Here is a 25,317-nt window from a genome sequence, read left to right on the forward strand (position 1 = left end):
ATTATATGTGATAATGCAGTTTGCAAACACCAAAATGATCTTGAATGCTAATCATTTGGTGCTCTCTTTATACACATTAAAGATTTATATAAAATAAAATGAAATGAATAAAAGTTGATAAGAACTCTTGTTGATTTATCAACTTATAAATTGATATAATGAAGCCGCTCGTTCTAGGAGTTTGAAAGGAAAATCAATAATGTCAATGCACTTTTCGCTGTCTGAAAATAAGAACTGATTCATATTCGTTTCCTAATTTATATTTGTTTCTTTGTAAAAAATAAACGCAACTGAAAATAAAAGTAATGGCAACAAAACGAAAGACATACCGAAAAAAAAATGTAAAACACCGTAAATACTATAGTAGTATTGTTATAACGCTTCTTCTTATAATTTTTCATTTTATTTTTTGGAGTGTAAAAACTCTTTATTTCTATACAAGAAAAAATACTTTATTTTTTGTTGGATCTCTTCTTTTTAGCATTAGTTTTTTATTTATTTCATTTAATGCTTTATTTTTGCAAATGACAACGCATCAAAATATTTTAACTCAAATGAAATTTTCCTCTGTTCAAAGTATAGGTAAGAGCTCTATTTTATCGGAAAAAGAAGAAAAATCACAAGAACTCTCCCGTGTAACTTCTGTACATTCTCAAAGTCAGAACCACACAAATTCACCTTTACCCTCTCAATCAGCAAGCATGCTGGAAAAGCAAAAAGAACTAACAAAATTAGGCCTTTATGATGGACCATTAGATGGACTGGAAGGACCTAAAACACGCCGAGCCATCACTTTATGGAAACAGCAAACTGCTCAGAGAATGCAAAAGAATGTTCTATCTAATCCCGCAACAGATGAAATCGCGATATTAATTAAGCAAAGCGAAATAGAAACAAACAATACAAAAAATATGACACACTTAAAAGAAGCTATTTTAGAGCCTTCTGTTGAAGATATTATACAAGTGCAAAAAGCTTTACATATTTTTGGGAATGAGGAGGTTATTGTCACAGGAATAGAAGATCAAAAGACGATAGAAGCCTTAAAACAGTTTCAAAAAATATTTGATCTTCCTGTAACAGGTAAAATTAATCACACAATTTTAATGAAAATGCGTGAAGTTGGTTTATTAAATTGAAGTAATCTCTTAATTTATAATGATAATTCATCTTTCGTTTATTTAATATTCCCCTCAAACATTCCTTCATCTCAAGCCCTCTTATATTCAATCAATCAGAATGGTTTTCTTACACATTACATATTGAGCCGTACAATTTGCTGCAAAAAAAACACAACCGATTGCAGAAAAAAGAAATATTGCAAAATAGCAAACGTGCTCGTTCTACCATTTTTATTGCCTCTGATGATAAAAGAACACGAAATTTTTGTAGTATCACGTAAACCTTTCATATCATCGAGCCACGAATTGTCCATATATTATCGTCAATTTGATCTTTATAAATATGATGCAAAGAATTTGTGCAAACATCTGTAAAGATAAGTAGACGTAAGGCTAGTTGTGTTATGATTGTTGTTTCGCAAAGTGTCTGATAAAAAACCAGCACTTCTCTCCAATCTATTGCTGGAAAATTATGTGTTTTATGACATTGTTTTCCTAAGAGAGCGTGTGCGTTTAGTATTGCCTATAAATCAACATCCAAACCTAACGCAGCAGTATGTTTGAAACAAATATTAAGACAGTTTAGTACTTCTCTCAGCTGTCATAGCTTTTGTATGCCAAATGGAGGCAAGAATATTGCGCATCTCTGTTTGTATAATCTCCTTAAAACAGGAAAACAGCCTAATTTGGAAAGAATATGAAAATTTAAGGTAAAAACCAGTTTTCATCTTTGCCATTTCCTTTTAATTCAGCTTTACACCTTTCAATAACATCTAAAGTAATATCTTTAATGGAGATTACCTATTGCCTCATGCTTTTATTTATCACATGTCTTTTTGGCCTCACTCCCCCTCACCTAAAATAAAATGTCCCAAACGGAATATACTTGGATTGCCATTCACGGGCTTTCTTAAAAAACATCTCTAAAGCACCCAAGACCACTTCGCAACAACGCCCGTGAATAATAATAGCAGCCCCAGCGCCGCGCATCATCTTTACGCTTTTTGTCAAGAAGCAAGCCGGCACCATTACACATTTACCTACCTTCAATTTGTGACAGCTCTTGACATTTGAGATGATTCATAAAAGGCATATCCTTACTTTATTTTTTTATCCACAGACACTCATCCCGCCTATAACACACAAAAAACATGGTTTTGATTGATTCATTATAAAAAAAGTCGAAATGAGAGGATTTTATGATATTTACAGCTTTCATTCAATATAAGAAATAAAAAATTATCATTATAAATCAACAGATTGTGTAAATTTGATATTCCTTCATAAGTGTAAAGACGGTAGTGCATAATGGAGTTTATAAATTTTGGGAAGATTTTCATAAACTTACGGAGAGTTTTACATAATCCCCATTCCACGAATGTCAATGTGAAATGGGGCATCTACTGAGAAATGTCTATCTCAAACAGCATGATATGCAAAAAAATGCATTTGTTTGCAGCATTCTATCTTGCGTGAGGAGCTCATTCCCCTATAAAAAAGCAAATGCATAAATTGACTGCACAATAACACGTTTCTCTCTATCAAGAGGTTCGCCAATAGAAAGTGATTAATAATACATCTTTTGTCTATCCTGCTTTATATTTTCTCTCATAAACCTCTAAAAAAACACTTTCTCGCGTAACATAACTTATCGTGCATTTTAGAAGCATTTTTATTCCCTTTATTAAAGAAAATAAAAAATATATAAAAATTTATTTCTGTAATAACTATACAACAAAAAATATTAACCCATTACATCCTTTTTGCTATTGCGGCCTGAGCTGCTGCTAAACGAGCAATTGGTACTCGAAAAGGAGAACACGAAACATAATCTAGGTTATTTTCTTCACATAAAGCAATAGAGGCAGGATCGCCTCCATGTTCACCGCAAATTCCCAATTTTATTTTTGCACGCTTTGAGCGTCCACGCTGTGCAGCAATGGTAATAAGTTCCCCTACTCCATCACGGTCAATAGATACGAAAGGATCTTGCTCTAAAAGACCTTTTTGAAAATAGGTTGCCAAAAAAGGAGCAGCATCATCACGGGAAATCCCAAAAGTAGTTTGTGTCAAATCGTTTGTTCCAAATGAAAAAAATTCAGCAGTTTCAGCAATTTCATCTGCTCGAAGCGCTGCCCTTGGAAGTTCAATCATCGTCCCAACTATATATTGAATAGTACCTCCCTTTTCTTTCATCACTTCCTTAGCAACCTGATCAATACGCGCTTTTACAAAATCGAGTTCAGATTTAAGAGCAACCAATGGCACCATAATTTCAAGCATAACAGGAGATCCAGATTTTTGGGCAGATTCTGCTGCTGCTTCAAAAATCGCCCGCGCTTGCATTTCTGCAATTTCAGGATAAGTAATAGCTAAACGGCATCCTCGTAATCCAAGCATAGGATTAAATTCGTGTAACTGCTGAGCACGTTCAGCAAGTACTTCAGCAGAAACCCCCATAGCTGTTGCAACATCAAGAATTTCTGCTTTCGTTTTAGGCAAAAATTCATGGAGTGGCGGATCTAACAAACGAATGGTAACAGGTAAACCACACATAATTTCAAATAATTCACTAAAATCTGAACGCTGCATTGGCAAAAGCTTATCTAGTGCTTTACGACGACCATTTTCATCATGACTTAAAATCATTTCACGCATGGCAACAATACGTTCTCCAGAAAAAAACATATGCTCCGTACGGCAAAGACCAATACCTTCAGCCCCGAAAGAACGCCCCATACGGGCATCAGATGGTGTCTCAGCATTGGCGCGAACTCTTATACGTCGCATCCCATCAGCCCACTCCATTAATTTTGCAAAGTCTCCGCAAAGCTTAGGCTGCAACATTGCAACTTTCCCTTTGAAAACTTCCCCACTTCCACCATCAATCGTGATAACATCGCCTTTTTTAAAGCTTTCTCCTGAAGCAAATAGCGTATTTGTATTATAATCAATCCGCACACTACCAGCACCAGAAATACATGGTTTTCCCATTCCCCGCGCAACAACAGCAGCGTGACTTGTCATGCCGCCACGCGTTGTTAAAATTCCTTCTGCAGCATGCATACCATGAATATCTTCTGGGCTTGTTTCCACACGGACCAAAATAACTTTTCGCCCTTCTGCTGACACAGTTTCTGCCTCTTCCGAAGTAAAAACAATTTCACCGGTTGCTGCTCCAGGAGAAGCAGGTAAACCACGTCCTATAACAAAACGCTCTGCTTTGGGATCAAGTGTTGGATGTAAAAGTTGGTCAAGTGACTTTGCATCAATACGCATTACCGCTTCTTCACGGCTTATTAACCCCTCCTCAACCATTTCAATTGCCATCTTGAGAGCTGCACGAGCCGTACGTTTTCCCGAACGAGTCTGCAGCATCCATAATTTACCTTTTTCAATGGTAAATTCGAGATCTTGCATATCCCGATAATGCTGCTCAAGCTTCTGCGCGATCTGACATAACTTCAAAAAAGCCTCAGGCATAATTTTTTCTAAAGACGGCTTATTTGAACCAGCAACAATACGCGCATTTTCTGTAATATTTTGAGGCGTTCGAATACCCGCCACAACATCTTCTCCTTGCGCATTAACTAAAAATTCACCGTAAAGTTCTTTTTTTCCTGTCGATGGATTGCGTGTAAAAGCAACACCTGTTGCCGAATCTTCACCCATGTTGCCGAAAACCATAGCTTGCACATTAACTGCCGTTCCCCAACTTTCAGGAATGCTATGTAAACGACGATAAGTGACTGCGCGTGCTGTCATCCAACTTGAAAAAACGGCTCCAATTGCCCCCCATAATTGCTGTTCAGGATCTTGTGGAAAAGGAATTCCTAATTTTTCTTCAATATATGCTTTATAAGAAGCAATAACATGTTTCCAATCATCTGCTGTCATTTCTGTATCAATAGTGTAACCATTGCGTTCTTTTACCTCATCAAGAATCTCTTCAAAATAAGAATGGTCTACCCCCAAAACAACGTTAGAATACATTTGGATAAAACGCCGATAACTATCATAAGCAAACCGTTCATTATTAGCTTGTAAAGCAATAGCTTTTACAGTCTTATCATTCATGCCAAGGTTAAGCACTGTATCCATCATTCCTGGCATAGAAGCCCTAGCCCCTGAACGAACAGAAAGCAAAAGTGGTCTTTGCTCATTACCAAATTCACGTCCTGTTTGTTCACCAACGCGTCTTAATGCTTGCTTAACAGATTCCTGTAGCTCTTCTGGGTATGATTTGTCATGTGCGTAATAAAAATTACAGACTTCTGTTGTCAGAGTAAATCCTGGCGGTACGGGCAAACCAAGACTACTCATTTCTGCTAAATTAGCCCCTTTACCTCCGAGAAGATTACGCTCGCTTGCACTTCCTTCTGCGTTTCCATCTCCAAAACTATAAACCCATTTTTTCATTGTACAAATCCTCCCATATCAGCATCAAAACACCATTCAACCTAGGCTTAACTTAAATGATTCAAAATCGGCGAAATAAAAAAGATCGCTTCATAAATGCATAATACCTAACCTTCTTAAAAGAGATAATGACCACATCACCATCTATCTTCTAGAAGATTAAGATTCAGTTTTTAAGAAAACTATCAATCACCGAAAAAAAGTCTTCTACTTTCATAGCACCTTCATATTTATTTCCATTGATAAAGAAAGTAGGCGTTGCTGTCACACCAAGTTCTTTACCACGCTCAAAAGATGCATTCACTTCATCTAAAATGGTCTGATTTTTCAAACACGCAGTAAAACTTTCATCTGAAAAACCCGCCATTAAGCTAATTTTTTTCAATGGTGTCAGAGCATCTTTTCCCCAAACCCACTCATTTTGTTTTTGAAATAAAACTTCTATCAAAGGGAAATAGCGATCTTCTGGTGCACACCGTGCTAACATAAAACCTGCTGTTGCCCGAGGATCAAAAGCATATTCTCGGAAAATCAGTTTCACTTTTCCTGTTTTGATATATTTTTTACGAATTTGAGGAAGTATATCGTTGTAAAAATGTGCACAATGAACACATGTTAACGAAGCATACTCAACAATGATGACTGGTGCATCCGCCTCTCCCTCAAAGCGATCCTTTACTTTACTTGATTGGAGAAGCTCAGCCATATCAACTGTTGCCACTGGTTTGAGATCACGCGCTAAAACAACTGTTACACTATTTTGTACAATCGTTATGAAGAGAAAAATTATCCCGAAAGATAAAAAAGAACGAAATTTTACCATAAATAATACTTTTCTGTTGTTATTAAACGAATGGGAATCCAATGCTTTCTCATATATTAAAGAAAATATATATAAAATATCTTGCTATTTATTATTTTTTTCCGAGAAAATGCAACAGCCAAGTTTATAAAGTGATTGGCGTAAGCTTTTATCTTCAATTCCTTCAAGCATTTTCTCCACGCATTTTTTGTCTTGTTCACTCAAAGTCGGCTTTAGAGGCAAATGATTCATAAAAACCGACAGACTCCTTTGTTCAATCTTGATGCGATCAATAGCAATATAGCCAAAAAATCCATTAATTTTATGAAGAAATTCCTCTGTTTCATGCATTAATTTCAACGCCGCAAATCCTTCACATGCGACAACAAGTGTTGCTGGCTGAAAAACTTCATCTTGATCTGCACGACGTTTCCAAATAATTTTAAGCGGCATTGTATGTTCACTGATATCATGGCCCACAATTTGTGGCCAATGCTCTATAAGCTCTACATTTAGCCCTGTCCGTTTGCGCAAAACGGGATCAAGTATTTTGAATACCGTCTCAGAAAGAGAATAAAAGATACGTTTTTTTAGTTGTTTTCTCATTTTTAGATCATTGTTCAACCGTTTACTCAATTACAATAATTTGTTTTATCTAAAAATAATTGTCTCCCTAATTTATAAAATATCAACAAAATAAAAATCCACTCCTCACCAGGGTCTCGACAATAAAAGAGCAAAAAAAGAATTACAAAATAAATATTTTTTCTTTTGCATTTTACATCTCTCTATGCTTGAAAACAATCATGTATGAAATTTCTTCGCACCTCCTTTCTTGGTACGATCAAAATCATAGAAACCTCCCATGGCGGATTACCCCCGAAGAGCAAAGACAAGGTATCCGTCCTGATCCTTATCAGGTTTGGCTTTCTGAAATCATGCTGCAACAAACAACCGTTGAAACGGTTAAGCCCTATTTTAAAAAATTTCTGAAATTTTGGCCTGATCTTCCTTCTTTAGCAATAGCCTCACAAGATGATATTATGAAAGCATGGGCTGGACTTGGTTACTATTCACGCGCACGTAATCTTAAAAAATGTGCGAGACAGCTTGTTGAAAACTACGCAGGACAATTTCCACAATCTGTAAAAGAATTGCGAACTCTAGCCGGTATTGGAGAGTATACTGCCGCAGCCATTGCCGCAATTGCTTTTAACCATCCTGTGGCAGTGGTTGATGGTAATGTCGAACGTGTAATAGCGCGCCTTTTTGCTATCGCTTCAATATTACCAAAAGCAAAAGCTGAAATTAAAGAAAAAACACAAAAAATTACTGCTTTAAATCGTCCTGGCGACTTTGCTCAAGCAATGATGGATTTGGGAGCAACCATTTGTACTCCACGCAAACCATCTTGTTATATCTGCCCTCTTCAAAGTTTATGCAAAGCGGCAAAGATGCAACAACCGGAGTCTTTTCCAGTTAAAGCCCCTAAAAAAGAACGCCCTTCAAAAACAGGTAGTGCCTTTGTGGTTCTTAATAAAAACAAACAAATTTATTTGGAAAAACGACAGACGCAAAAACTCCTTGGTGGAATGACCCAAATTCCTAACAATATTGATATAAACAACAAAAATGGGCTCCAAAACGCCCCCTTTCCTGCCAATTGGCAATTCAAAGGGCAAATTACGCATGTTTTTACTCACTTTTCTCTAAAACTCGATGTCTACTATACTGAAGATATTCATGAAATGAATTGTGAAAATGGTTGGTGGTGCAACATTCAACATCTTGCCAAAGAAGCGCTCCCTACTGTTATGAAAAAAGCCATTTCCGTAGCACTTCCCAATTCTTTCAGATTTAAATAACCTTGTTTATTCGTAAACATGTTTGCTAATGGAGACTTTTGTATCCCTAATGACCATTTCTTAATCTTTACAAAGAAAAATTTAAACACGTAGAATGTCTCATTTTTTCTATCAATGAGAATTAAGAAGGAATAGAAATCTTAGATTTAAATTTCAGGATCTATCCTTTGTTCGCTTATGAAAAAGCAAATCGGCACCATCGTTATATTTACCCACCCCCTACGACACCCTTGGCACTTGAAACGGTTCATAAGGGGTACTTTTAGTTCTTTCTTTAACAATTTTTATTCACACGCCAACCCCGCTTATGACATGCAAGTAAGTAATTTTTATTGATTCAATATGAAACAGGTTTGAAATAAAAGAGTTTGACGATATTCCGAGGGCAATTCAATATGAGTTGCGCTAAATTATCTTGATAAATCAATATATTTTACGCACTTTATAGATGCACGTACAAAAAAGCACTTAATTTTGAACTTCTGAATGAACCTTTTAATTCTGATATTTCATTTTTATAAGATTATATTGAAATTTTACTATTTTGGAACTAAAATCAGAACATAGAGTAGAAATTTCTCGTTTTAATTTTTTCTACAAGAAGCGAAAAATACTCGCTTGCCGCTTACAAGCGAGGTGAGTATTTCAATATAAAATATCTAAGAAAAGCATAAAACGCGCTTGCATCCATCCCAATCGAGATCAGGTACATTGGTGATTAATAGAATGAAGCGATCAGCTTAGTTCATAAAACACCCGTTTTTAACATTTGTGAACGTATGATCATTCTTAAATGATCTATGGACTTTAACCGTCCATTTTCCTCATAATACCAAAATGTCCAACCATTACAACTCTGCGAATCTTGAGCCTTTCTTCCCATTGCGTGAATTGAACCCGCTTCACCACCATGCATAATCGTACCATCAGCTCTTACAATAGCAGATACTTGCTTTTTTCGATCATAAAGAACTTCTCCAGGATAAAGTAAACCTGCTTCAAGCAAACTGTTGAATGCTATGCGCGGTTCTGCTTTTTTTCTATCTAAAATCGCCAGCTCTGGTTGTCCTAAAGGTTTAACCGCCGCAATCCTTTCACATGCCGCATCAATGTAATCTTGCTCGCGTTCAACCCCAACAAAATCACGCCCTAAAAGCTTGGCAACAGCACCTGTTGTTCCCGAACCAAAAAACGGATCAAGAATAACATCACCAGGTTTACTAGAAGCCATAATAATACGCGCTAATAACGCTTGCGGTTTTTGTGTTGGATGTAATTTACGCCCTGAATCATCCTTTAAACGTTCAGCTCCAGTACAGAGAGGAAAAAGCCAATCTGAACGCATTTGTAGATCTTCATTTGCCGCTTTTAAAGCATCATAATTAAATGTATACTTTTTATCTTTTTGATCTCGCACAGCCCAAATAAGTGTCTCATGAGCATTTTGAAAGCGTCGCCCTCGGAAATTAGGCATCGGGTTATTTTTGCGCCAAATAATATCATTGAGCATCCAAAAACCTAAATCTTGTAATGCCGTACCAACTCGAAAAATATTATGGTAAGATCCGATAACCCAAAGGGTTCCATTAGGTTTTAACACACGACGACAAGCAAGCAACCACGCACGGGTAAAAGCATCATAAGCAGCAAAACTCTCAAACTGGTCCCATGCATCATCAACCGCATCAACAAGCGAATGATCTGGACGATATAAAGCACCATCCAATTGCAAATTATAGGGTGGATCCGCAAAAATCATATCAACAGAATGTTTTGGAAGTTTTTCTAAAACGGAAACACAATCTCCTTTAAAAATTTTATTGCGCCATGGCGTCTGGGAGGGATTACGAACGAAATCTTTTTGAAGCTGAATAACTGTCATGAAAAACCCAACAAAATGAACTGAATTTGCCCTATAATCAACCAAAATAGTTTATAGGCCCGCTTTACCAATCCATATTTACAAAATAGAGTAAACGTATCGTTAAAGTTCCGAAAAATTGATTATTATTTTTTGTTTTTTAAAGTAAAAAAACTTCCATCTGAATGAATTTTTCTTTTTTCAATATACTGTTCCCCTATCTTTTATTTCGTAAAATGAATAAGAATCATTTTCAAAATATATTTTTATGAAATAAGATTCTCTCAATGTCGTTTTCATGAAAATTGTTCATCTCGTAACATGTAAAGGAATATTTTATGCCTCAAATAGATCTTATTATTTTTGATTGTGACGGAGTTCTCGTAGACTCTGAATATCTTGCAGCAAAAATTGGATCTCAATTGCTCAAACAAACAGGATATGAAATCTCACCTGAAGAATTGAGCGAACGTTTTGCAGGGCTTATCTTTCGCGATATTCTTAAACAAGTTGAACAGGAAATAGAAAAACCAATTTCTGCTCATCTCATAGATCAAATGACTGATATTTTTCGTACACAAATAAAAACTGAATTACGTGCTCTTGATGATGTAAGAGAAGCAGTAGAAATTATTCAAACACGCTATCCCTACTGTATCTGCTCTAATGCAAAGAGCATCGATATAAAAGAGATGCTCACCACTGTTGGTCTCTATGAACTTTTTGAAGGTAAAATATTTTCTGCACCTGAAGTTGGAACAAAAAAAACCAAACCTGCCCCTGATATTTTCCTTTTTGCCGCAAAACAATTACAAGTAGAGCCTCAAAACACTATCGTTATAGAAGATTCAATTCATGGTGTACATGCCGCCAAAGCAGCAGGCATGCGTGTCATCGGCTTTACGGGAGGATCACATAGCTATCTTGGCCACTCTAATGCACTTGCAGAAGCTGGTGCAGAAACAGTTATTGCAAAACATGCTCATTTAGGAGAAGTCTTAGAAGCAATGGCAGTATGGCGAGATCTATTATAAGAAATCTCTTGAATATATCAGTTTGTAAACTCTTGTAAGAAGCACTTTTATTCAAATGTCCTTCTCTTCTCGCTGCTCCTTTTATAATAACTTCAATAAATGCGTAATTCACGACATGGGTGAATTGCATCTCAATGTGAAAAAAATATAGCACCTCATTGAGATCATAAGTCTGTTAACCATTGCACGTGCTTTAAAAAAAAGCAAAAAACAGGGGTGCAAACTCATAAAAATTAAACCCTGCTTATCTATCTCAAATCCGACATCCCACTCCCAACCACAGCAGCTCATCCTGATAAATTATGAGATTTGTCAAAAAAGGAATATTACGATGCCTTGCTCGATAAGATGTGAAAATTGCTAACCTCTTTTATCTGATCAAAAAAACACACTATGGTAAAATTGTAAGGGATGTGCGTATTGATCATGGAAAAAAATATTAAAATTCGCAGAACCTATGGAACACAAGAGTTTATTGAAAAAAACAAAAGTATTCTTGTTAAATTACACGGGCTTATATTTGCTCAATCCAAATCTCGCAAACTTGTTGAAGGCTTATTTACTTTGCTGCTTAAACAGTATTTTAACAGCATCAATCGGCACAACCTCCCTAAGATTACAAAAAACAAAAAGAATACATTCTTATAAAGATTTGCATTTTATAAAAAACATTTCATACCAAGTAATTTACAGACAACGTATTGATTTATAATCAATAATTAATCATTATTCAAATTAAGCAAAATGCAAAAATGTAGCAACATTAGGAGCGAGCAAATTGTATGGCGATGCCATCTTTCTTCTTTATAAACGCCAAAAACTCTGATGCCCTAAGAGTTTTATATTATGGGGCTTTATCATCATATCTATCATTGCACAATAGGCTTGAGTACCTTGAGAACGGTTTCTTTAAAAAAACACATAAATATGAAACATATAATCATGTTAAACAACCTACAGAGATACTAATAGTTGCTTAAAATTTTCCGAAAGCACTTAATAGACTTTTTAAATAAGCAATGAAATCAGATCTTTTTAAAAGTAATCCAGCTTTAAGAAAAACACCCTTTCTAAAAATATTATCTAATACTGATCTTTCGGCACTCATAAATATGTCTAAATTAGATTCTTCTATACACTGCTTTGCATCATAGTAATATGCTGTTCACATTGGCGATAAAAAGATAATATCATTTATCTCTATCCAATTCGAGCTCTACTTTACACTATGAGAGAACTGTACATTTTTTAGTATCTATAACATAAATGTATATAATTAATAGTGAAGTATCATTATGCTATCACGATGCAATTAAATAACCATTGAATAATAACTTAAATAATATTTATATAACACAAATTCTACAATAATAACTACTATAAATAATAAAATTTTAGCGTGTCCATTCATATTTTAATTGTTAAGAATATTTATATAAACATATCATAATTTTCATGTTTTTTATTATACTATCGATAATAAATAATTTTTTATATATTTAATATGTAAAAATTTTGATCATTTTATTATCGATAAATGTATTTATAAAATAATATTAATCTCATTTTATAAAAATTATACGATAACAACGTGTTATTTTATATATAACACATAATAAAATATTTCATAAAGTTTTTTAAAATATTTTTTGTAATTATTACTGTTTCTTTTTTACAATAATGTTTATAAAAAATTATATTTATATTTTTATATGTGTTTTTATTATTGACTAAAAATACATATTGAACTATATATGTGTGATATAAATAAACATATATGTATATTTCTTACATATATAAATTAAAAATATTTGAGGTAAAGTTATGGTAAAATTATTTAAAAATTATATCTTAAGCATTTTTATAGCGAGCACTTTTTTTATTTCACAAACTGTAAATGTTAATGCAAACTATTTGAAAAATGATACTCCAAAAGAGGAATTTTCTGTTTTCCCAATGGAACAAGTAAAATATGCGAAATCCGATGTAGTTTCTACGACTGCTTTCTATGTTCCGTCTGTAAATTATCAAACAGAACATGGAACAATAGGTGAAGAAAAATTTGAAAAGGTCTTTGAGCCTATGACTGTAAGAGAGGGACTATTGTACGCTGAATATGCAATAAGTTTTATAGGATCGATAATAAATTGGATAAATGATATAGTATTGATGTTCAAGTAATTCAATATATTGTAGAAATATAGAATATATAGCTTCATTATTTTATTATTAATTATTATAAATTTATTACATAATGAAGCTTCTATTTCTCTTATTATAACTATAAATTCTGTAAATTACATCCAAAAATCCAAATTATAAATTTATATACACACATATATATATTGAATACTATAAAGTATTTGAGGTAAATGATGATTAAGTTTTTTAACAATCATATGTTAATTATTTCTATGATATCTGTTTTTTACATTTCACAGACTGTAAGTGTACATGCCAACTACTTGCAAAACAATATTCATCGTGAGAATAGTTTTATTTCTTTAACAGAACAGAACAGAAAGGATGCAATCAGTACGGTTTTTCTCTATACACAAAATCTAAATCGTGGTATGAAAAATGAAATTACCATCGAAGGAAAATTTGAAAAAGTCGTTGAACCTCTTACACTCGGGACTTTTGGTATTGGGATGGCTCTTGGTTATGTATCAAGTACGGTAGGTATGTTTTTAGGATGGATAATCAGCAAAATAATATCCTATTTTAAATCTCGTTAAAATTGAAATTTCATCAGATTAAGACCTTCTCATATGAGATATAAACTATTAACACATTCTGTGTTTATCCATTGTTGATGATAAAAACTAATGAATTATCACAATAAGAGTGAAAAAAGCTTTAAATGCTTCTGTTTCTCTCAATGTGCACTAATTCTGCCGATGCATCTATTCAATTCAGATTAAAATAAAAGTATTGGTGGTAAACTATGATTAAAGTATTGAAAACTTACGTATTAAATATTTTTATAGCAGTTGCTTTTTTGCTTTCACAAGTTATAAATGTTCATGCCAATCATTTGAAAAATGATACTCAATGGGAAACTGTCTCTCTAATAGAACAAGGAAAGAAAAAAACTATCGATATAGCTGCTCTTTATGTCCCAAGTTTCACTCATAGAGCAAAAAGTGAATCTGCCTTTGAAGGAAAATTTGAGAAAGTGTTTGAACCAATTACGCTAGGAGTTTTTTCTACAGTAGGAGCTTTGGGTTTTGGATTCTTAACTGGATCTGTTATGGCCATATTTAGCGGGATAATCGGATGGGCAATAGGAAAAATTAAAGGCAAATAATTCAAAGATACTTAGTTATTTTTTTCTATTTAAAATGAAAACACTTTACAGCCTGCTTCCCATCATTTAGCAGGCTGTTGTATGTTTTCTATGGATAAACTTTAGGTTACCATACTGTATAGCACAAATATAATATCTATTATTATACAAAGTGATAAGTTAAGCTAAAAAAGATTATTCAAAGTATGATTTGTGCACGAAATGCCATAAAATTACCTTATAAATCTTCCAATGTGAATTCTGAGATGTATCATTTTAACATTCAGTTCAGCAGATTTAATTGTTACAAAGTATTAAGAGCATAAAATAACTATAAATGATTGAGTTTTATACAAAAGTTCTTCAGTAAATGCCATTCTATCTATTTAATTGTATTATTTAAGAAGGTGTACAAGTGAAGATACGTTGTAAAATTTAAGTGAATGAATAATAGAGAGAAAATTTTCGACTGTAAAAGATTTTCTGTGAACATTTGGCGTTTATATCTCAAAAATAAAAATGCTTAAGGCTATTTCCTTTCATTATTGAGTTAAAAAGAAGAAAAGAAGCTCTATCCATTTAATAATTTAAATATTATGAAAAACGTGAAATAAATAACTTCACCAATTTGCCAGAAATAAAAAAAGGATAAGACTTATGGAATATATCAGCACGAGAGGTGAAGCTCCTGCTTTAAGCTTTACGGAAACAATCATGACAGGGTTGGCAAGTGATGGGGGACTTTATTTGCCAGATAAATTTCCTCAGCTATCATTTGATGCGTTACGAGCACTTCGTGGTCAGTCCTATACAACAATTGCTAAAACTATCCTGTGGCCCTTTGTGAATAACGAAATCGAATATACAGCTTTTGAAAATATGATCGCTGAATCTTATGCAACCTTTCACCATCCAGCAATCTGTCCGTTACGACAAACTGGAGCAGATGAATTTATCCTTGAACTCTTTCATGGTCCTACTTTAGCTTTTAAAGATGTCGCAATGCAGTTTCTTTCTCGACTGATGGATTATGTTTTGACTGAAAAAAATAGATGTGCAACGATTATTGCTGCAACATCAGGTGATACAGGAGGAGCTGCGATACAAGCTTTTGCTGGAAAAGAGCACTCAGATATTTTTATTTTATTTCCTAAAGGACGTGTATCACCTGTTCAACAACGGCAAATGACAACCAATCAATGTTCCAATGTTCATGCCATTGCCATTGAAGGAAATTTTGATGATTGCCAAGCTCTTGTCAAAGCAATGTTTAATGATCATAATTTTCGTAAAAAAACAGCGCTTTCAGGTGTTAATTCTATAAATTGGGCGCGTATCATGGCGCAAATTGTTTACTATTTTTCATCAGCTCTTTCCTTAGGAGCACCTGATAGAGCTGTTTCATTTACTGTTCCTACTGGAAATTTTGGTGATATTTTTGCAGGTTATGTCGCAGCCCGTATGGGATTACCCATTGCTCAACTGGTCATCGCAACGAATGATAACGACATCCTTGTACGTACATTGACCAGTGGTACTTACGAAACAAAACCAATAGTCCATACAACATCACCTTCTATGGATATTCAGGTCTCTTCTAATTTTGAACGTTTGCTCTTTGAAAGTGGCAATCGTGATCCAATGTGGATTCGCAATGCAATGGAAAACTTGAAAAAAACGGGTCTCTTTACTCTTGATGAAAAGCAACTCAAAAATATTCGTTCCCTATTTTCCGCTGGGAAAAGCAACATGGCTGCAACAGCTCAAAAAATTGATAGTGTCTATAAGGAAAGTGGCTATCTTGTTGATCCACATACAGCGGTCGCTCTTCAAGTAGCGCGTGAAAACAAAAAACCGCATATTCCAATGATCGTTCTTGCCACGGCTCATCCAGCTAAATTTCCTGATACTATTAAAAGCGCTTGTGGCCTTCATGCTCCATGGCCATCTCATCTCAATGATGTAATGAAACACGAAGAACATTTTATAAATCTTGCTAATGATGAAAAAATAGTAAAAGATTATATTTCTTTAAAATCGCGTGCATCTTATTAAAGTTAGCTGCATTAATTTAAATCAAGAAGATTCTGATACCCTTACAATGAGGTATTTAGCTTATTTAATGGAGTTGTAAATACATGGATGTAGATATCTGTCGCCTAAATAATGGTTTGACTATCGCCACACATACAATGCAACAAATTGATAGTGTTGCCCTCGGAATATGGGTTAAAGTGGGCTCACGCAATGAAACCTCCACACAGCATGGTATTGCTCATCTTCTTGAGCATATGGCTTTTAAAGGAACCGAAAACCGTACTGCTTTTCAAATTGCAACCGATATTGAAGATGTTGGCGGTGAAATCAATGCTACAACCAGTATTGAAACAACAGCTTACTTTGCACGTGTACTTAAAAGCGATATCCCACTTGCTATAGACATTTTAGCCGATATTTTAATGCATTCAAAATTTGACGACAATGAACTAGAACGAGAAAAACAAGTAATCTTTCAGGAAATTGGTGCTGCCCATGACACTCCTGATGATATTGTTTTTGATCACTTTACAGAAACAGCCTTTCGTCATCAATCCCTTGGACGCTCTATTTTAGGAACAGCTAAAACTATTCAATCATTTACATCTACTGATCTCCATGATTTCATCAATAAACAATATAGTGCAGATCGTATGATTGTCGTTGCTGCAGGAGCTGTAAAGCACGAAAGTTTCTTGCGAGAAGTTGAAAGTCGTCTTGGTACTTTTCGCTCCCATTCAACCGCACCTCTTACTAATCTTGCAAATTATGTCGGTGGCGACTTTCGTGAATATCGCGATTTAATGGATACACAAGTTGTTCTAGGGTTTGAAGGGCGTGCTTATCACGCGCGTGATTTTTATGCGGCTCAAATTCTTTCAATCATTCTTGGTGGTGGTATGTCTTCACGTCTTTTTCAAGAGGTAAGAGAGAAACGTGGATTATGCTATTCTATTTATGCTTTTCATTGGGGATTTTCAGATACTGGGCTTTTTGGTGTTCACGCAGCTACCGGACAAGAAGGGCTCAAAGAACTTATTCCTGTGATTCTTGATGAACTTTCCAAGGTCAGCAAAAATATTCACGCCAACGAACTGCAACGAGCACAAACGCAATATCGTGCAAATCTGACAATGTCACAGGAAAATCCCTCTAGTCAAGCACATCTCATTGCTCGCCAAATACTCCTTTATGGTCGACCAATTCCAATATCGGAAACAATTGAACGCCTCAATCTCATCACTCCTAAAAGATTAACTGATTTAGCACATCGTCTTTTTACAAACTCCACTCCAACACTAACTGCTGTCGGACCTGTAGGCCCCCTCATAAATTTTGATGATTTAACGTCAACTCTTTCATACAAGCTAAAGTAAAAACTTCTTTTCAAAGCAGCATCACAATAACATCACATATTTTATCATAAAATTTACCACAAAAGCTCTCCTCATTAAATAAGTTTTGGAAATATTGGGCAAAGAGGTGTACAAAACTACCCAATTCATACTTCATGTGATAAAGATTCTAATCAGTAAAGATATATCCGTGAAATATGGAAATTCATGGTTTAACTTTGCCCTTTTAAAATATAAAACTTCATTCGCTTCAGGTTCCATTGAAGCAGATGGGTATGTGATCTATTTGTATATAAAATCACATAACTTAAGAAAAAGTGATAACAATTTATTATGTAAATAAATTATAAAAGGTGGACGTTTTTTCTCAAAAATCGAAATGAAAATTAAACATCCTAAAATATTGAGAGTGGGACATTGTGAAGAGTTTGCGTAAAATAATTGACATCATTTTCATTGTAGTCGTTAGTTCTTTTGTCCATCTTACATCAGCACAAGCAATTGAACCAGTTAAAATTTCTTCTCAGGATGCTGCTCTTGATCTCTCAAAAGCAATTGAAATTCACCATACAAACAATTCTATTTTTCAAACAAGTACAGCACCAGGACCAGATGGTATTGTATGGCGTATTGAAGTGCAGGCAAAAAATGAAAAATTTTCCGGAAATTGGGCCGTTTTTTCTCTTGCAAATCCAACAGATGAACAAGTTGATCGTCTCATCGTTGCCCCCCATTACCGCATGGCACGTTCTGGATTTTTTTGGCCAGACCTTGGATCATCAAGGATTCAATCCATAACGCCAAGCGAAGGTTTTTCCCTCGATCGTCAACCGAGTGCAAACTCTGATATCTTTCGTATTACCCTTAACCCTGGTGCTGTTATTACATTTGTGGCCGAACTTAACTCTGCAAATCTACCGCAAATCTATTTATGGCAACCTGAAGCTTATAAAGATGCAATTAATTCTTATACGCTTTATCACGGTATTCTTCTTGGGATATCAGGTCTTTTAGCGCTTTTGTTAACTGTTCTCTTCGTCGTCCGTGGAACAGGGCTGTTTCCTGCAACAGCTGCTGTTGCTTGGGCAGTGCTTTTTTATATTGGTATTGACTTCAATTTTTTAAATAAATTCTTTGCTGTTACACTCACAACCCAACCAATCTGGCGTGCTGGTACAGAAGTAGCACTTACTGCTACACTCTTCATTTTTCTTTTTACCTATCTCAGCCTTAACCGCTGGCATTATCATTTTAGTTACGGGGCTATCGCTTGGACCATTGCCTTTTGCAGTCTAGGAGCCTTTGCTATTTATGATCCCATCAGAGCCGCTGGAATTGCGCGTTTGTCTTTTGGCCTTACCGCTGTGCTTGGTATAATATTAATCATCTATTTCTCAATCAGAAGCTATGACCGCGCCATTATGCTTATTCCAACATGGTTGCTCATTAGCTTTTGGTGTGTTGGAGCCTATGCCTGCATAGCTGGACATTTAAACAATGATATTATCCAGCCAGCATTAGCGGGGGGATTAGTGCTCATTGTTCTTCTCATTAGCTTTACTGTCCTGCAACAAACTTTTTCTAATGACGCTTTCCATGAAGGAATATTTTCCGACCTTGAACAACAAGTACTCGCAGCAAAGGGAGCTGGAAATATTATTTGGGATTGGAATATTGAGCGTGACCGTATTGTTGTACATCCAAACATGGCAACCCTTTTTGGTACTGAAATTCATAACCTCAATGGACCTATGCGCAACTGGATTTCAGCCTTGCACCATGATGATCGTGAACGCTTTCAAGCCGTATTGGATATCATTCTTAAAAATAAAAAAGGGCGCATTGATCAAATTTTTCGGCTTTCTTCCGGTGGTGGTTATTATCATTGGTTTTCTCTTCGTGCACGTCCGGCTATGCAAAAAGATGGAAAAATCACTCGTGTCATTGGAACCATTGTCAATATTACTAACCATAAAAAATCCGAAGAACGCTTATTGCATGATGCAATCCACGACAGCTTAACCGGACTTCCTAACCAACAAATTTTCTTTGATAGACTACAAAATTATACCTCTTTAGCGAAAGCAAATATCAAAATTAGACCAACCGTCTTTATGATTGATTTTGATAATTTTCGCCAAATTAATCGCAAATTAGGTATCGCTGTTGGGGATACTGTACTTCTTATAATTGCACGTCGTTTAAATCGTCTCATTAATTTTCAAGATACCTTATCGCGCCTTTCTGCAGACCGCTTTGCAATTATTTTACTCAGTGAAACAGAACCACAAAAAATTGCAGCATTTGCAGATCATTTGCACAAAACAATTTCAGCACCTATTTCACTTTCAGAAAATAAAATAATCCTTTCAACCTCTATCGGATTGGTTACATGGAGTGAAAGTCGATCAACTGCTAAAGATATTTTTAATGATAGTGAATTAGCAATGATTCGCGCAAAACAAATGGGGGGAAATCATATTGAACCTTTTCGTCCTAATTTTCGCACTCTGGGTCTCGAACATAATACTCTGGAGAAAGATGTTCATTATGCAATAAAACGTAATGAGATGAAAATCCTCTACCATCCTATTCTTAATTTATCAGACGGACATATTATTGGTTTTGAAACAATTGTAGAATGGCATCATCCTACTTATGGAAATTTAAATGTCTCTGATTTCATAAAAATCGTAGAAAATGAACAAATTGTTATGGATTTGTCACAATTTATCATTGATAATGCCATTATCGATCTTATAAATGTACAAGAAAAGTTTTCCCAACAATCTTTCTTTATTTCAATTAATTTACCAAGCGCAGAAATGATTCATCCTCGTTTTATCAGTCAATTGCGTGCCGCTTTGCTTCGGCATCCGCTCCACAAAGGACGCTTAATGATTGAAATATCTGAATTTGTCTTAAGAAATAATCCTGAACAATCAGCGCACTTTCTTGAACAAATTAAAACACTTGGAATGAATCTCGCACTCGATAATTTTGGAACAGGTTATTCGTCTCTGACCTATCTCGTACGTTATCCATTTGATATGGTTAAACTTGATCGTTCACTTATCTCAATCGACTCTCTTAAGAAGAAAATTGTTCTAAAGTCTATCATTAATATGGCAACAGATCTTAATTTGCAAATTATCGCAGAAGGTGTTGAAAATGAAAAAGAAGCAATCTTCCTCCGTCAAGAAGGTTGTAAATATGTTCAAAGTACACTTGTGACGAAACCGATTGCCATAGAAGAATTAATTACGCTCGTTCAGAGCCATTTCCCTTATAAAATAAAAACATAAGGGATAAAATAACGTGTAAAGTTAAAAAGCTTAGAAAAAACTCTACGCGTGTCCCATTTCAGAAGCAAGATAAGTTGGATCGATACCCATGCGTGTTAAACTTTTATCATACTTGCAGCTTAAATCGCTTTCAAAAAGAAAACTAGGTGATGTAGAACTGATTAGCCACCCATTTGTAGAAATTTCTGCCTCAAGTTGCCCCGCTTTCCATCCAGCATAGCCTAATGCGACCAGTGCATGTTGCGGACCTTGTTCGCAACTGATCGCTTTTAATATATCAATTGTCGCAGTAAAACAGATCTTATCTGCAATAAAAACAGTTTCTTCACAAGCATAATCATCTGAATGAAGGACAAAACCACGCGAAGGATCAACAGGACCACCATAGCGAACTGGAAAATTTTTTATCGGTTCAGAAAGACTTTTTTTTTGGCCACTGTCTATGATTCCTAAGTGAAGCAAAAGCTCTGGAAAATCAATATGATGCAATTGATTGAGAATGATGCCCATCGCACCAGCATCAGAATGCGCGCAAATATAAATAACAGAACGAATAAAGCGTTTGTCATTCATTCCAGGCATTGCTATGAGTAATTGACCACCCAAAAAGCCATTACACTGCTTCATTAATCTGCTATTCTCCATAATTTACATGATAAAAGTTTGTTCATTTAGTACACTAGGAAAATAAAACTCCAATGAAAAAAAGTCACATATTTACAAATTTACAAAATATCGCAACTTTCTTTTATAAAAAGCTTTTAGTTACTTTATGCTTAACATTCTTAGTTTTAAAATTACTTAACATTCCTGTAAATGCTCAAACAGAACAAAAACTCCAGCTTTTCGCAACATCTTGGTATGAATCAGAGGGTGGTCGTATCCGATTAGCAATCACTGAACCTTCTCTTTCTGGAATAAGAGAAGGTATTATTGAAATTGTGCTTAAACCAGGATGGAAAACTTACTGGCGTAATCCAGGTAATTCTGGCATGGCACCATTTTTTAATTTCAATCAACAAGTTTCTTATGAAATCTTTTATCCGACGCCACAGCTTTTTGAAACAGAAAATGATTGGTCATTAGGCTATAAAGATAAAGTGACATTGCCCTTCAATCTTTCTAGTTCAAGCAAAAATTTAAGTGGGGCTTTCACTCTCGGACTATGTAATAAAATCTGTCTTCCATTGACTATTAACTTTGATTTTTCGCCATCTGTTCTTAAAAACAAATATCTTCCCCTTTCCTTCTTAAAAAATGCCCAAGATTCTTTGCCTCGCATGATGCAGAATGCACTCAAAATAAGCGCCGAAAAAAATAACAATACTCTTTTTCTAAAAATAAAAAATAACGACAAAACAACTCCTTCCTCTCTCTTTTTAGATGGAGGAGAAATGCAAATTGGAGCAGCAAAAAAAGTCAGTGATAACGCGAAATATACGCTCTTTAGTGCTCCGATCTATTTCGTACCAGAAGAAATAAACCAAAAAATTTTTTACACTGTTTCTTTTAAAGATCACGCCTTAAGTGGAACATTCATATTTCATACGCAGCCCCCCTCTCTTACAACTCCGTGATAAAAGAGAAAGGCTCTCAAACAGCAATTATGCTGGAAAATGTCCATTGTTGCGATATTGCGTAATTGCTTTGCGAGCAAGTGCATCAGCGCGTTCATTTTCTGGATGTCCCGCATGCCCTTTTACCCAGTGCCACCTGACTGTATGACAAGAACAAACATCCTCAAGAGCTTGCCATAGCTCCATATTTTTAACAGGATTTTTTGATGCGGTGCGCCAATTATTCTTTTTCCAATCCTCAATCCACTTAGATATCCCATTACGCACATAAACTGAGTCTGTATAAAGGTCGACCAAACAGGGCTCTTTAAGCGCCTTTAATGCACAAATTGCCGCCATGAGTTCCATTTGATTGTTTGTCGTATGGACCTTACCGCCATAAAGCTCGCGTTCATGACCATTCCAGCGTAAAATTGCCCCCCACCCTCCAATTCCAGGATTCCCTGAGCAAGCACCATCTGTATAAATTTCAACGACTTTTTGTTGAGTTGCCATAAAATTTAAAAACCTAATTCACTTAGCGAATTTACATTACTGAAAAAACAAAGCTTGTGCCAATATTCCCATGGATCTTTCTTAATAACAAAGCTATGAGGCGGTGTATTAAACCAATCATAAAGGCGTGTGAGTAAGAAACGTAGAGATGCACCACGAGCTAATAAAACCATCTTGTCCAATTCTAAAGGGATCAATGGTCTTATTTTTTGATAATTTTCCAATAACTTACGTGCTTTGGTAAGATTATAGGAATGATCAGGCTCAAAGCACCAAGCATTTAAACAGATCGCTAAATCATAAGCAAAAAAGTCATTACAAGCAAAATAGAAATCTATCATCCCAGAAAGACGATGATTCACAAAAAAGACGTTATCATTAAATAAATCCGCATGAATAATGCCTGTTGGTAAATTTAATGGCCAGTTTTCTTGTAAAAAAACCAATTCCCACTCAATTTTTTGTCCAAATTCTTTTAATAATGCATCTTCTTTTGTTTGACAACGTTGCCACAATAGCTGCCAATCCATAACAGAAAGAGTATTTTTACGACTGAGTGTAAAATCCTGTCCTGCTAAATGCAATTGTGCTAATCCCGTCCCCACTTCACCACAATGATCTATATTGGGCTGGCGGATCCACTCTCCTTCCAGAAAAGTAATAATAGCAGCAGGACGACCTGCTAGTTCACTGATCATCATGCCATCATTTTGAATAACAGGTTGAGGACAAGGAATTCCACGCTGTCCTAAATGCTGCATTAAGCTACAAAAAAAAGGTAAATCATCTTTTGAAATACGCTTTTCATAAAGTGTTAGAATAAATCGTCCTTGTGTTGTCTCTAACATAAAATTAGAATTTTCAATCCCCTCCTCTATACCTTGATAAGACAAAAGTGACCCTATTGCGTAACCTGTTAAAAACGCTTTTAAATCATTTGGATGAATATCTGTATAAACGGCCATTATTCTGCTTTCATTTTAGACATGTCTGTATCTTGATGTTCATTTTTTGTACTATTTTCTTGACCATTAACAAAAGCCATATCTTGAGAGGTTAAAATGACATCACGTAATTCGCGACTCACTAAAAACTTTTCCGTTTCTACCACTGTTTCAGCCAATTCTATTGTGACATCATAACGCTCACGAAATGCTGAAATAATTTCATCAATAATAATTTCAGGAGCGGAAGCCCCTGCTGAAAGACTGACAACAGAAAGAGCTTTTAGGTTTTCAAAATTAATTTCATCAGCGCGCTGAACTAAAATAGCTTGTCGCGCACCAGACTTTTCAGCAACCTCGACTAAACGTCGCGAATTAGAAGAATTTGGTGCTCCAACAATCAAAAACAAATCACTCCCTTTTGCCGCGGCTTTAACCGCATCTTGTCGATTCGTTGTCGCATAGCAAATTGACTCAGCCGCTGGGGCTGCTAATGTAGGAAAACGTTGTTGTAATATATCGATAATTCCTGCAGTATCTTCAACAGAAAGCGTTGTTTGTGTCACAAATCCTAATTTATCTGGATCCCTTGGTTGATAATGCAAAGCATCTTCTATCGTTTCAATGAGCGTCACAGCCCCTTCTTCAAGCTGTCCCATCGTTCCTATCACCTCAGGATGACCAGCATGACCAATCAATATAACATGACGACCGTGACGTTGATGCCGTATCGCTTGTTTGTGAACTTTCGAGACCAACGGACATGTTGCATCAAGATAAAACAAATTATAGCGTTGTGCTTCTTTTGATACAGATTTTGGTACACCATGGGCAGAAAAAACAACCGGTTGAGTGCGATATTCTTCTGGAATCTCATCAAGTTCTTCAACAAAAACAGCTCCCCGTTGCTGCAATCCCTCAACCACATAGCGGTTATGTACAATTTCATGACGAACATACACTGGAACACCATACTTTTTTAATGCAAGAAGAACAATCTGGATAGCACGATCAACCCCTGCACAAAATCCACGTGGACCACAAAGACGTATCGTTAAAGGAGGAAGTCCAGACATAAATCATCCTTAATCTCTATAGCTTTAGTATCATAATCAAACAACTTATCCTTATGCACGAATAATCAATGCAAAAAAACTAGCAATACCATCTTTTACATAAAAACATACTTTATAGTATCTTCTTGTAGGAAAGC

The 25,317-nt window shown here is 35.4% G+C and carries 20 protein-coding genes; 11 read left to right on the forward strand and 9 right to left on the reverse strand.

Annotated features, from left to right (window positions below; translation table 11 throughout):
- Nucleotides 1–305: 305 nt before the first annotated feature.
- Entirely contained in the window at nt 306–1,139 is an 834-nt protein-coding gene (locus ACFINA_RS02140) for a peptidoglycan-binding domain-containing protein (RefSeq protein ID WP_375606388.1), read from the forward strand.
- 892 nt (nt 1,140–2,031) lie between these two features.
- Here the strand turns inward: ACFINA_RS02140 and ACFINA_RS02145 are convergent.
- From ACFINA_RS02145 to ACFINA_RS02160, 4 genes are all read right to left on the reverse strand, one after another.
- On the reverse strand, nt 2,032–2,157 hold the full coding sequence (locus ACFINA_RS02145) for a hypothetical protein (protein ID WP_375614987.1): 126 nt from the start codon (nt 2,155–2,157) through the stop codon (nt 2,032–2,034).
- A gap of 716 nt (nt 2,158–2,873) precedes the next feature.
- Nucleotides 2,874–5,540, reverse strand: a complete 2,667-nt coding sequence (gene ppdK, locus ACFINA_RS02150) for a pyruvate, phosphate dikinase (RefSeq protein WP_375614988.1) — start codon at nt 5,538–5,540, stop codon at nt 2,874–2,876.
- Nucleotides 5,541–5,706: 166 nt separating this feature from the next.
- Nucleotides 5,707–6,363: a DsbA family protein gene (locus ACFINA_RS02155; protein ID WP_375614989.1), complete on the reverse strand. Its 657-nt coding sequence runs from the start codon at nt 6,361–6,363 to the stop codon at nt 5,707–5,709.
- Nucleotides 6,364–6,447: 84 nt separating this feature from the next.
- The gene (locus tag ACFINA_RS02160; RefSeq protein WP_375609098.1) at nt 6,448–6,948 is read right to left on the reverse strand and encodes a DUF721 domain-containing protein; all 501 of its coding nucleotides are present in this window, start codon (nt 6,946–6,948) and stop codon (nt 6,448–6,450) included.
- Between the two features lie 200 nt (nt 6,949–7,148).
- On the opposite strand from ACFINA_RS02160, the gene mutY reads away from it, so the two are divergent.
- On the forward strand, nt 7,149–8,207 hold the full coding sequence (mutY, locus tag ACFINA_RS02165; protein WP_375607797.1) for an A/G-specific adenine glycosylase: 1,059 nt from the start codon (nt 7,149–7,151) through the stop codon (nt 8,205–8,207).
- Nucleotides 8,208–8,952: 745 nt separating this feature from the next.
- Here mutY and ACFINA_RS02170 read toward each other — a convergent pair.
- Nucleotides 8,953–10,089 carry a site-specific DNA-methyltransferase gene (locus ACFINA_RS02170; RefSeq protein WP_375606393.1) on the reverse strand — a complete coding sequence of 379 codons (1,137 nt, stop codon included), beginning with the start codon at nt 10,087–10,089 and terminating at the stop codon, nt 8,953–8,955.
- A gap of 317 nt (nt 10,090–10,406) precedes the next feature.
- Here ACFINA_RS02170 and ACFINA_RS02175 point away from each other — a divergent pair, with 317 nt between their 5' ends.
- The 8 genes from ACFINA_RS02175 (at nt 10,407) to ACFINA_RS02210 (ending at nt 21,088) form a co-directional block, all read left to right on the forward strand.
- The gene (locus ACFINA_RS02175) at nt 10,407–11,102 is read left to right on the forward strand and encodes an HAD family hydrolase (protein ID WP_375614990.1); all 696 of its coding nucleotides are present in this window, start codon (nt 10,407–10,409) and stop codon (nt 11,100–11,102) included.
- Nucleotides 11,103–11,528: 426 nt separating this feature from the next.
- A complete protein-coding gene (locus ACFINA_RS02180; RefSeq protein WP_375606395.1) occupies nt 11,529–11,750 on the forward strand; it encodes a hypothetical protein in 222 nt (73 codons plus the stop codon).
- A gap of 1,176 nt (nt 11,751–12,926) precedes the next feature.
- The gene (locus ACFINA_RS02185; protein ID WP_375614991.1) at nt 12,927–13,283 is read left to right on the forward strand and encodes a hypothetical protein; all 357 of its coding nucleotides are present in this window, start codon (nt 12,927–12,929) and stop codon (nt 13,281–13,283) included.
- A 191-nt stretch (nt 13,284–13,474) separates the two neighbouring features.
- A complete protein-coding gene (locus ACFINA_RS02190) occupies nt 13,475–13,840 on the forward strand; it encodes a hypothetical protein (RefSeq protein ID WP_375614423.1) in 366 nt (121 codons plus the stop codon).
- Nucleotides 13,841–14,049: 209 nt separating this feature from the next.
- Complete coding sequence (locus ACFINA_RS02195; protein WP_375606398.1) at nt 14,050–14,412, forward strand: hypothetical protein; 363 nt, start codon at nt 14,050–14,052, stop codon at nt 14,410–14,412.
- Between the two features lie 636 nt (nt 14,413–15,048).
- Nucleotides 15,049–16,446, forward strand: coding sequence for a threonine synthase (gene thrC, locus ACFINA_RS02200; protein WP_375606399.1), 1,398 nt, complete (start codon nt 15,049–15,051; stop codon nt 16,444–16,446).
- A gap of 83 nt (nt 16,447–16,529) precedes the next feature.
- Complete coding sequence (locus ACFINA_RS02205) at nt 16,530–17,804, forward strand: M16 family metallopeptidase (protein WP_375606400.1); 1,275 nt, start codon at nt 16,530–16,532, stop codon at nt 17,802–17,804.
- A gap of 398 nt (nt 17,805–18,202) precedes the next feature.
- Complete coding sequence (locus ACFINA_RS02210) at nt 18,203–21,088, forward strand: EAL domain-containing protein (RefSeq protein ID WP_375614992.1); 2,886 nt, start codon at nt 18,203–18,205, stop codon at nt 21,086–21,088.
- Between the two features lie 42 nt (nt 21,089–21,130).
- On the opposite strand, the gene ACFINA_RS02215 is transcribed toward ACFINA_RS02210, so the two are convergent.
- Entirely contained in the window at nt 21,131–21,715 is a 585-nt protein-coding gene (locus ACFINA_RS02215; RefSeq protein ID WP_375606402.1) for a YqgE/AlgH family protein, read from the reverse strand.
- A 71-nt stretch (nt 21,716–21,786) separates the two neighbouring features.
- Between ACFINA_RS02215 and ACFINA_RS02220 the strand changes: the two genes are divergently transcribed.
- Nucleotides 21,787–22,665 carry a protein-disulfide reductase DsbD domain-containing protein gene (locus tag ACFINA_RS02220; protein ID WP_375614993.1) on the forward strand — a complete coding sequence of 293 codons (879 nt, stop codon included), beginning with the start codon at nt 21,787–21,789 and terminating at the stop codon, nt 22,663–22,665.
- 27 nt (nt 22,666–22,692) lie between these two features.
- On the opposite strand, the gene rnhA is transcribed toward ACFINA_RS02220, so the two are convergent.
- The 3 genes from rnhA to ispH are packed head-to-tail and all read right to left on the reverse strand — an operon-like array spanning nt 22,693 to nt 25,180.
- Complete coding sequence (rnhA, locus tag ACFINA_RS02225; protein WP_375607806.1) at nt 22,693–23,160, reverse strand: ribonuclease HI; 468 nt, start codon at nt 23,158–23,160, stop codon at nt 22,693–22,695.
- 5 nt (nt 23,161–23,165) lie between these two features.
- Nucleotides 23,166–24,125: a homoserine kinase gene (locus ACFINA_RS02230; RefSeq protein WP_375609089.1), complete on the reverse strand. Its 960-nt coding sequence runs from the start codon at nt 24,123–24,125 to the stop codon at nt 23,166–23,168.
- Nucleotides 24,125–25,180, reverse strand: a complete 1,056-nt coding sequence (gene ispH / locus ACFINA_RS02235) for a 4-hydroxy-3-methylbut-2-enyl diphosphate reductase (RefSeq protein ID WP_375606406.1) — start codon at nt 25,178–25,180, stop codon at nt 24,125–24,127. The genes ACFINA_RS02230 and ispH overlap by 1 nt, the downstream gene beginning before the upstream one ends.
- Nucleotides 25,181–25,317: the final 137 nt, after the last annotated feature.

Origin of the sequence: Bartonella sp. AC10YNML (genome assembly GCF_042196825.1) — a bacterium.
Classification (GTDB): Bacteria; Pseudomonadota; Alphaproteobacteria; order Rhizobiales; family Rhizobiaceae; genus Bartonella.